The organism is Pseudomonas vlassakiae, assembly GCF_014269035.2.
GTDB classification, from domain to species: Bacteria; Pseudomonadota; Gammaproteobacteria; order Pseudomonadales; family Pseudomonadaceae; genus Aquipseudomonas; species Aquipseudomonas vlassakiae.
This window is the reverse complement of the sequence record NZ_JABWRP020000013.1, coordinates 109,610-119,348: the sequence shown is the minus strand read 5'-3', so window position 1 is coordinate 119,348 and position 9,739 is coordinate 109,610. Positions and strand designations below refer to the sequence as shown.

Sequence of the window (9,739 nt, the reverse complement as noted above, 5' to 3'; positions counted from 1 at the left end):
TGTTCTTAGCTCAGTTGTTACAAACATGAAACGGTTTGGATAATAAATTTCGTCATTTTTTTGGCGAAAAGCAGGAAATTTTTGTGACCAGGGAGAAGTAGCCCCATGCGCGTTTTAACCCCCCTCGCCAGCGCAATGTTGGTAGTCATGGCATGCACGAACGTCGAGGCGATGTCCCTCAACGAAGCCATCCAGAGTGCCGTGGATTACCACCCGCAGATCAGCTCCAATCGCAACAGCAAGCTTTCGGCCGATGAGGATGTCAAATTCGCCCGCGGTGGTTATTACCCGACCGTGGATCTGGTGGCAGGTTACGGGCGTCAGCGCTCGGACAACCTCAACACCCGTGGTATCAACCCGGACGGCACGACCAACCACGACAAGGAAACCCTCAACTACACACAGTCGGAACTGCGCCTGCGGCAAATGATCTTCGACGGTTTCAACACCGCCAATGAAGTAGGCCGCACCGAGGCGGTGGCGACCTCTCGCGCCTACTACACCCAGGCCATCGCCCAGGATGTCGCCCTGCGTACCGTGGAGGTGTACCTGGAAGTGCTCAAGCGCCGGGAGCTTGTGGACCTGGCCAAGAACAACCTGCAGGCGCACTTGCGCGTCAACGACCAGATCGGCCTGCGCAGCGAACGGGGTGTCGGCAGCACCGCCGACCTCGACCAGTCTCGCGCCCGTCGCGCCCTGGCAGAAAACAACCTGGACACCGCCGAAGTCGACCTCGCCGATGCCGAAGCCAACTTCTTCAGTGTGGTCGGCCGAGTGCCAGACGAACTGGAAGGGCCACGCTCGATCAAGGTTGATGTGCCAGGCACGCTGGACGAAGCACGCGAAGCCATGCGCCAGAACAACCCTTACCTGAAGTCGGCCCAGGCCGACGTCAATGCCGCGGAACAGCAATACGAAGTGGCCAAGTCGCCGTTCTACCCGCGTCTGGACGCGGTGCTGGCCACCGGTGCCAACAACAACATCGGCGGCGAGCGAGGCCACAGCAACAACGACTGGCAGGCCGGCGTCGAGCTCAGTTACAACCTGTTCCGTGGCGGCAGTGACAAAGCCCGGCTGCAATCTGACGCGCACAAGATCAACCAGGCCCTGGACATCCGCAACAATGCCCTGCGCGAGCTGACGGAAAACCTCAGGTTGTCCTGGAACGCGATGAACAATGCCCGCAAGCAGACCCCGACCGCACGCGAATACGCCGAGACCACTCAGCGCGTGCGCGCCGCCTATCAGGACCAGTTCGGCCTGGGCCAGCGCACCCTGCTCGACGTGCTCGACAGCGAAAACGAGCTGTACAACGCCAACCGCCGTTACACCGAAGTGCGTTATACCGAAGAGTATTCGATGTACCGGGTACTGGCGACCATGGGGGAACTGCTCAGCAAACAACGCATTTCGTTACCACCAGAGGCTATCGCCAACAACGACGTCCGGACCGAAGCCAGATTGCCCGACATGCGCTGAGCGTCGCCCGCACTGGCACGGATCGCCTGCACAGCAAAACCATCCACCTGGCGGGAGTAGGCCATCGTGACCAGTATGCAAAGTGCGCAACCGCGCCCGGATGTCGATGACCCACTGCTCGATGGCCTGCTGATCCTCTGCCGGTTGCACGGCCGCCCGGCCAGCCGCGCCAGCCTGTGCAGCGGCCTGCCATTGGCCCGGCAACGTCTGGGCGCCGACTTGCTGCCGCGGGCTGCGGCGCGTGCCGGGCTGCAAGCGCGGGTGCTGGAGCGGGCACTGGATGATATCTCGGCGCTCAACCTGCCAGTGCTTCTGTTGCTCGACAATGGCCGCAGCGCGGTGTTGCAGCGCTGGGGCGATGACGGCCGCGCGCTGATTCTGCCCTGCGAAGCTGAAGGCGGCGAGCAATGGGTCGAGCGTGAAGCACTGCAGCAGGCCTACAGCGGCCACGCCCTGTTCGCCCGCCCACGGCATACCCTCGAAGACGTGCGCTCACCGCTGTTGCCGCGGGTCAACGCCTGGTTCCGCGACACCCTGCGCCATTCCCGTTGGTTGTATGGCGACGCCCTGCTGGCCAGCCTGCTGATCAACCTGCTCGGCCTGATGGTGCCGCTGTTCGTGATGCAGACGTACGACCGCGTGGTCCCCAACCAGGCGCTGTCGACCTTATGGGTGCTGGTCGCTGGCCTGTTCATCGGCACCGCCTTCGAGCTGGTGCTGCGCATGGTCCGCGCCCACTTGCTGGACCAGGCCGGCAAGAAGACCGACCTGATCCTCTCCGCTACCCTGTTCGAGCGCATCACCGGCATGGCGATGAAGGCCAAGCCCGCCACCATCGGTGGTTTCGCCCAAAGCATCCATGACTTTCAGGGCCTGCGTGAGTTCCTCACCGCGGTCACCCTGACCAGCATCATCGACCTGCCCTTCGTGGCGCTGATGCTGCTGGTGATCGGCCTGCTCGGTGGCTGGCTGGTGCTGATCCCGCTGATCGCCTTCCCGCTGGCCGTAGGCTTTGCCCTGGCCATCCAGGCCCGCCTGCGCGACACCGTGCAGAAAAGCCTGAGCCTCGGCGCCGTGCGCCAGGCGCTGTTGATCGAAACCCTCGGCGGCCTGGAAACCCTCAAGGCCTGCGGTGCCGAAAGCGAACGCCAGTACCAGTGGGAACACACCAACGCCGCCATCGCCCGCCTCGACGCCCACGCCCGCAACCTGTCGTCGCTGGCCAGCAACGGCACGCTGTTCATCCAGCAGTTCTGCGGCATGGCCACCATCGTCGCCGGCGTCTACAGCATCATCGCCGGCAACCTCAGCGTTGGCGCCCTGGTCGCCAGCTACATGCTCGGCAGCCGCGTCCTCGCCCCGCTCGGCCAGATCGCCGGGCTGATCACCCGCTACCAACAGGCGCAGCTGACCATGCGCAGTACCGACGCACTGATGGCCCTGCCCCAGGAACGCCAGCTCGATCAGCAGGCCCTGGAGCACACGACGCTCAAGGGCGGCCTGGCGCTGAGCCACATCACCTTCCGCTACCCGGGGCAAGTCAGCCCGGCACTGCACGATGTGAACCTGACCATCACCCCCGGCGAGCGCATCGGCATCATCGGCCGCAGCGGCTCGGGCAAGAGCACCCTCGGGCGCCTGCTGATGGGCTTCCATCACCCCGACGAAGGCCAGGTGCTGCTGGACAACCTTGACCTGCGCCAGCTGGACATCGCCGACCTGCGCAGCCAGATCGGCTACGTGGCCCACGACCTGTCACTGCTGGCCGGCAGCCTGCGCGACAACCTGACCCTCGGCGCCCGCCACATCAGCGATGCGCGCATGCTCGAAGTGGCCGAACTGACGGGCGTCAGCGAGCTGGCCCGGCAACACCCCAACGGTTTCGACCGCCCGGTAGGCGAGCGCGGCCAGTTGCTCTCCGGCGGCCAGCGCCAGGCTGTGCTGCTGGCTCGCGCGCTGCTGCTGGAACCGCCGATCCTGATCCTCGACGAGCCCACCAGCCACATGGACAACAGCAGCGAAGAGCAACTGCGCCAGCGCCTGCTGAGCTGGGTGCCAGGCAAGACCGTGCTGCTGGTCACCCATCGCACCGCGATGCTCAGCCTGGTGGAGCGGCTGGTGGTGCTGGACAACGGCAAGATCGTCGCCGACGGGCCGAAGGATGCGGTTGTCGACGCCCTGCGCAAGGGCCGTATCGGCTCGGCCCTGTAGGAGCTCACCATGCCTCTCATGCAAAGCGTACGCAGCAGCCAGGGCACCGACAAACGGGCCGAACGCGACTACATGCCGGAACTGGCCGGCGCCACCCTGCAGGACTCGCCACGCCTGTCGCGGCTGACCGTGTGGCTGGCCGCCGCGCTATTGCTGGTGGCGCTGGTCTGGGCCAGCCTGGCGGTGCTCGACGAAGTGACGGTCGGCGAAGGCAAGGCCATCCCGTCGAGCAAGGTGCAGGTGGTGCAGAACCTCGAAGGCGGCATCGTGACCGAGATTTTCGTGCGCGAAGGGCAGATGGTCGAAAAAGGCGCCACGTTGCTGCGCCTGGACGACACCCGCTTCAAGTCCAACAAAGGCGAAAGCGAGGCTGACCGTTATGCCCTGACCGCCCAGGTCGAGCGCCTGTCGGCGGAAGCCGAGGGCCGCCCGTTCGTGCTCTCGGATGAAGTACGTGCGAAGGCGCCGCAGGTCGCCGAAGACGAGATCGCCCTGTACGGTTCGCGCCAGCGGCGCCTGGCCAGCGAAAAACAGACCCTCAACGAACAACTGCGGCAGAAGAACCAGGAGCTGGCCGAGTTCCGCTCCAAGGTCGACCAGTACCGCTCGGCCGTGGCACTGCTGCAGCAGGAAACGGACATGTCGGCGCCGCTGGTGAGCAAGGGCGCCATCTCGCCGGTGGAGATTTTGCGCCTCAAGCAACGCACCGTGGAAGCCCGCGGCCAGCTCAATGCCACCAGCCTGGCCATCCCTCGCGCCGAGGCAGCGATCGCCGAGATCAAGAGCAAGATCGAGGAGTCTGATGCAAGCTTCCGCTCGGACGCAGCCAAGGAGCTGAATGACAAGCGCACCGAGCTGTCCAAGATCACCGCCACCAGCATCGCCATCGACGACCGGGTCAACCGCACTACGGTGGTGTCGCCCGTGCGTGGCATCGTCAAGTTGCTCAAGGTCAACACCATCGGCGGAGTGGTGCAGCCGGGCAGCGACCTGGTGGAGATCGTGCCGATCGAGGACAACCTGCTGATCGAGGCCAAGGTGCGCCCGCAAGATGTGGCCTTCCTGCACCCGGGGCAACCGGCGATGGTCAAGTTCAGTGCCTACGACTACACCATCTACGGCGGGCTCAAGGCCAAGCTGGAGCTGATCAGCGCCGACACCGTCACCGATGACAAGGGCAATGCGTTCTACCTGATCCAGGTGAGGACCGAGAAGAACCACCTGGGCGGGGACAACAAGCCGCTGCTGATCATCCCCGGGATGGTGGCCACGGTGGACATCATCACCGGGCAGAAGAGTGTGCTGGATTATTTGCTCAAGCCGGTGCTCAAGGCACGGACCGAGGCGTTACGGGAGCGGTGACTGGTTTGGATTGCGTGAGGGCGGGCGGGTGCAGGACGGGGGATGGTCGGCGCCTGTGAAATCGCGCGCCGCCCGCGCGGCGCTCGGTCTCACAGGCGCTGAAAATGCCAAGGCATGCGCCCTCATGCCCCATGGTTACGCTCGAACACATCAGCGCCCATGGCCTTGATCTGCCCATCGATCAACGCCTCGAACGGCCGCAACAGGTCATCGAAATTCACGGGTTGTTCCAGCACGTTCAACGCCTGCACCACCGCCTCGATCGTCGACACCGCCCCCGGCTCCGGCGCCTTGCGCAGGCGATAGCGTGAAGGCGGCACCTCGGCCAGGGTCACGCGAGGCAGCGCGTCGAGCAGCGGATTCAGGTACAGCAGCTTGCGTGCCTTGCGCCAGGTGCCGTCGGGGACGATCAGCATCAATGGCCTGTCGTCCATTTCGCCGTACGCCGTCAGCGCTTGCGCCTGTTCGCCCGGGAACAGCAGCACAGGCCGGTAGCCTGGGCTGGCCAACAGCTCGCCAAGGTCAGTGAACACTTCCCCGACCCGCAGTTCGGCATTGACCAGGCCCAGGGCGGCCAGGCGGGCGGTGTTCAGCGCGTGGGTGGTTTCGCTGGGGTGCTGCAGCAGGACCACGCGGGTGCGGCTGTCGAGGCTGGGGATCAGCGGGCAAAGGCAATGGTCGAGCGGGCGCTGGCAGCGTTCGCAGCGGGGTCTGGGCATGGAGGTCTCCGTTGGCGGAGGGATTTTGCCACAGGCTGGAAATTTGGGCCCGCTTTGCGGGCCCCAACGTCTTCAGCGGTTGAACCGCTCTGCCAGGCTATGCAGGTACTCGGCCATCCGTTCCAGGTCCTGACTGATCTCGGCCCCCTGTTTGGCCTGCCCCGCCGACTGGTCGCACAGTTGGGCAATGCGCACGATCTGTTGGTTGATATCCTCGGCCACATGGCTCTGCTGCTCCGACGCCGTGGCCATCTGCTGGCTCATGCCGGTAATGCGGCTGACCGCCTGGGCAATGCCGGCCAGCGCCGTTTGCACCGCCTCGACACTTTGCACACTGTCGCGCGAAATCTGCTCGCCGCGGCTGGCAGTGCTCACTGCACGCTCGGCGCCAGCACGCAGCGAGGCGATGATCTGGTGGATTTCGTCGGTGGAAGCACGTGTGCGCTGCGCCAGCGAACGCACCTCGTCGGCGACCACGGCAAAGCCCCTGCCCTGCTCGCCGGCGCGGGCTGCCTCGATCGCGGCGTTGAGCGCCAGCAGGTTGGTCTGCTCGGCAATCGACGTGATCACATCGACCACACTGCCGATCGACTGGGTTTGCTCGGCCAGGGCGTTGACCGCCTGACCAATGTCACTGACCGCCTCGTTCATGCTGCCCATGGCCTTCAGGCTCTGCTGCGCCAGCTCGCTGCCGTGCTGGGCCAGCTGGTCGGCGTCACCGGCGGCATGGGCCGTGCTTTGCACGTTGTGGGTGACCTCCTGGATGGTTGCGGCCATCTGGGCGATGGCCGTGGCCGACTGGTCGGTCTCGCTGCGCTGGCGGTCGAGCATCTGCGCCTGGGCATCGGACAGGTCGGCCGACTGAGCGGCCCGCGACTTGACCCCGACGCCGGCATCCACCAGGCGAGTAAGCGCGGTTTGCAGGCGCGCTTCTTCGCTGATGATGGCAAGGTCGAGCTGGCCCAGCAGGCCAGGATTGTCACTGTAGGTCAGGGCCACCAAAGGGCTGGTGAACGCCTTCGGGTGCTCCGCAAGCGTGCGGCGGATCGTTTGGCCTTGCTGGCGTTCGCTCAGGTACCAGGCCACCAGCAAGCTGGTCATCAGCACGCCCAGCGCCAGATAAGGCGGCAACCAGAGGTAGCCGGCAGCCGACAGCAGGCCGGCGCCGATCAACGGCCCGCCGTGGGCCACGCCACGCGCCAACCGGGCTGCCCAGGGCGCCGGCGACTTGCCCGCGCGCAGCCGCGCGTACAGGGCTTCGGCACGGCGGATCTGCTCGCGGGTCGGCACCGAACGCACCGACTCGTAGCCACTGATGCGGCCATTCTCGTAGATCGCCGTGACATAGGCGCTGACCCAATAGTGATCGCCGTTCTTGGCGCGGTTCTTGACCACCCCCATCCAGGGTTTGCCTTGCTTGATGGTCTCCCACATATGGCCGAACACGGCGGGGGGCATGTCAGGGTGACGCACCAGGTTGTGTGGCTGGCCGACCAGTTCGTCGTAGGTAAAACCGCTGATCGCGACGAAGGCGTCATTGCAGTAGGTGATGCGGCTATTGAGGTCCGTGGTGGAGATCAGGCGCTGCTCGTGGGGAAAGGTTCTTTCGTGCTCAGTGACGGGCAAGTTCATGCGCATCTTGAACGGTCCTTCGAAGAGGGGGTATTGAGGGTGCAGCGCAACTAAATATCTAGCAGAGCGTGGAGGGGTTAGCGGCTAATTTGGAAATTTATTTAGCGCACTCAGTCGGATTGTCCTACGAAGCTCACCCTTCAACCGACATTCAACTGGCTCTTGAGCAGGTCCCGGAATGTTTGAATCAGCGGCTCACGACTACGCCCCCTGCGCACGATCAGCGAGAATGGCGCCTGATACCCGAAAGTCGCCGGCGATAGCACCCTGAGGTCGCCCTTGTCGACCCAAGCCTGGGCGTAGTGCTCGGGCAGGTAGCCGATGTAGGCGCCCGAGAGAATCAGGATCAGCTGCGCCTCCATGCTTTCTACCGTCGCCGCACTGTGCTTGAAGCCGTGCCGGGCCAGTTCGGCCTGGCTCCAGTAGCCACGCCCCACCATGCGTTGCTGCGTCACCACCTGCTCGGGGATGCGCCGCTCGGCGAACAGCGAGTGGCGGCTGCTGCAATAGAGCCAATGCTGTTCGCGGTAAAGCGGCAGGTAGAGCAAACCACTCATGCGCGAGGAAAACGCGCCGATGGCCAGGTCCAGACGGTTGTCCTGCACACCGAGTTGCAGCTCGTAGGGGCTGGACACCGACAGGTGCAGGTGCACCGCCGGGTGTTCCTGGCTATAGGCCCCGATGGCCTCGGCCAAGGGCAGCGCCTGGTCGCCAACCGTGGAGTCGATCACCCCCAGGTTGAGGGTGCCGCGCAGCTCGCCCTTGAGCGCTGCGGCGTACTGTTCGAAACCGTCCAGCTCGGCCAGCAGGCGCAGGGTCTCCTGATGGAACAGCTCGCCCTTGCTGGTCAGGCTGAAGCCGCCCCGGCCACGGTGGCACAGCACGATCCCCAGGGCGCCTTCGAGCTGGCTCATGTAGGTACTGATGGCCGAGGTCGACAGGTTGAGTTCGCGCTGGGCATTGGCGAACCCCTGGTGGCGCACCACGCTGACGAAGATGCGCAGCAGTTTCAGGTCGGGCAAGGTCGAGGCCATGGGCAACGGTTCCGCAAGGTATCTGCGCGCAGTCTAACCGCTCCTGTGGGCGATAGTTCAGAAATTCCTGAAGTAAGTATTTGCCGGTAGCGATTTTTCTCACGCACTACCTTGCGCAGACTTGGCCGAAATGGCCCTGCCCGCCGGCATATACGAAGCTGAGAGGCGTGCGGCGGCACAGGTTCGAACAAACAGAACAATCGACCGACTGATGAGGCCCACCGTGGACAAAGTTCTCCACCAACCACTGGGCGGCAACGAAATGCCGCGTTTCGGCGGCATCGCCACCATGCTCCGTCTCCCCCACCTGCAAAGCGCCGAAGGCCTTGACGCCGCGTTCATCGGCGTACCCCTGGACATCGGTACCTCGCTGCGCTCCGGCACCCGCTTCGGCCCGCGGCAGATCCGCGCCGAATCGGTGATGATCCGCCCGTACAACATGGCCACCGGTGCCGCCCCGTTCGACTCGCTATCGGTGGCCGACATCGGTGACGTGGCGATCAACACCTTCAACCTGCTCGACGCCGTGCGCATCATCGAACAAGCCTACGACGAGATCGTCGAACACAACGTCATCCCGTTGACCCTCGGTGGCGATCACACCATCACCCTGCCGATCCTGCGCGCCCTGCACAAGAAGCACGGCAAGATCGGCCTGGTGCACATCGATGCCCACGCCGACGTCAACGACCACATGTTCGGCGAGAAGATCGCCCACGGCACCACCTTCCGCCGCGCCGTGGAAGAAGGCCTGCTCGATTGCGACCGTGTGGTGCAGATCGGCCTGCGCGCCCAAGGCTATACCGCCGACGACTTCAACTGGAGCCGCCGCCAGGGCTTCCGCGTGGTGCAGGCCGAAGAGTGCTGGCACAAGTCACTGGAACCGCTGATGGCCGAAGTGCGCGAAAAGGTCGGCGGTGGCCCGGTGTACCTGTCGTTCGACATCGACGGCATCGACCCGGCCTGGGCCCCAGGCACCGGCACCCCGGAAATCGGCGGCTTGACCACCATCCAGGCGATGGAGATCATTCGCGGCTGCCACGGCCTGGACCTGATCGGCTGTGACCTGGTCGAAGTCTCCCCGCCTTACGACACCACCGGCAACACCTCGCTGCTTGGCGCCAACCTGCTGTTCGAGATGCTCTGCGTGCTGCCGGGCGTCGTGCGTCGCTGATCAGCTTTGCCTGAAGTACCCCGGCAGGAGCCATGAGGGAGGGCCATAGAGGCCCGCCAACACAAGACAAGACCGCCGGGCGCCGTGAACCCGCCTTGCGGTCGATCTCGCCATAATAAAGATAATCG

At 64.6% G+C, this 9,739-nt stretch carries 7 protein-coding genes; 4 read left to right on the top strand and 3 right to left on the bottom strand.

The features are described from left to right. The first annotated feature begins 105 nt into the window (after positions 1-105). From HU738_RS17690 to HU738_RS17680, 3 genes are all read left to right on the top strand, one after another. Positions 106-1,479, top strand: coding sequence for a TolC family outer membrane protein (locus tag HU738_RS17690; protein ID WP_186603698.1), 1,374 nt, complete (start codon positions 106-108; stop codon positions 1,477-1,479). A 75-nt stretch (positions 1,480-1,554) separates the two neighbouring features. Continuing rightward, positions 1,555-3,690: a type I secretion system permease/ATPase gene (locus HU738_RS17685; protein ID WP_186603704.1), complete on the top strand. Its 2,136-nt coding sequence runs from the start codon at positions 1,555-1,557 to the stop codon at positions 3,688-3,690. Positions 3,691-3,708: 18 nt separating this feature from the next. Beyond that, positions 3,709-5,052 (top strand): HlyD family type I secretion periplasmic adaptor subunit, encoded by a 1,344-nt coding sequence (locus HU738_RS17680; protein ID WP_496198495.1) that lies wholly within the window; start codon positions 3,709-3,711, stop codon positions 5,050-5,052. A gap of 122 nt (positions 5,053-5,174) precedes the next feature. Here HU738_RS17680 and HU738_RS17675 read toward each other — a convergent pair whose 3' ends face one another. The 3 genes from HU738_RS17675 to HU738_RS17665 all read right to left on the bottom strand — a co-directional run bounded on the left by HU738_RS17675 (position 5,175) and on the right by HU738_RS17665 (position 8,437). Then, a complete protein-coding gene (locus HU738_RS17675) occupies positions 5,175-5,771 on the bottom strand; it encodes a tRNA-uridine aminocarboxypropyltransferase (RefSeq protein WP_186603696.1) in 597 nt (198 codons plus the stop codon). Positions 5,772-5,843: 72 nt separating this feature from the next. Beyond that, the gene (locus HU738_RS17670) at positions 5,844-7,409 is read right to left on the bottom strand and encodes a methyl-accepting chemotaxis protein (protein WP_186603695.1); all 1,566 of its coding nucleotides are present in this window, start codon (positions 7,407-7,409) and stop codon (positions 5,844-5,846) included. Positions 7,410-7,543: 134 nt separating this feature from the next. Further along, the gene (locus HU738_RS17665) at positions 7,544-8,437 is read right to left on the bottom strand and encodes a LysR family transcriptional regulator (protein WP_152953938.1); all 894 of its coding nucleotides are present in this window, start codon (positions 8,435-8,437) and stop codon (positions 7,544-7,546) included. 223 nt (positions 8,438-8,660) lie between these two features. On the opposite strand from HU738_RS17665, the gene speB reads away from it, so the two are divergent. Beyond that, on the top strand, positions 8,661-9,611 hold the full coding sequence (gene speB / locus HU738_RS17660; RefSeq protein ID WP_054885670.1) for an agmatinase: 951 nt from the start codon (positions 8,661-8,663) through the stop codon (positions 9,609-9,611). Positions 9,612-9,739: the final 128 nt, after the last annotated feature.

Excerpts from the sequence above, each read along its gene's own strand:
- HU738_RS17665 (WP_152953938.1), bottom strand. The coding sequence starts at position 8,437 with ATGGCCTCGACCTTGCCCGACCTGAAACTGCTGCGCATCTTCGTCAGC.
- HU738_RS17680 (WP_496198495.1), top strand. The coding sequence starts at position 3,709 with ATGCAAAGCGTACGCAGCAGCCAGGGCACCGACAAACGGGCCGAACGC.
- HU738_RS17685 (WP_186603704.1), top strand. The coding sequence starts at position 1,555 with ATGCAAAGTGCGCAACCGCGCCCGGATGTCGATGACCCACTGCTCGAT.
- HU738_RS17675 (WP_186603696.1), bottom strand. The coding sequence starts at position 5,771 with ATGCCCAGACCCCGCTGCGAACGCTGCCAGCGCCCGCTCGACCATTGC.
- HU738_RS17690 (WP_186603698.1), top strand. The coding sequence starts at position 106 with ATGCGCGTTTTAACCCCCCTCGCCAGCGCAATGTTGGTAGTCATGGCA.
- HU738_RS17670 (WP_186603695.1), bottom strand. The coding sequence starts at position 7,409 with ATGCGCATGAACTTGCCCGTCACTGAGCACGAAAGAACCTTTCCCCAC.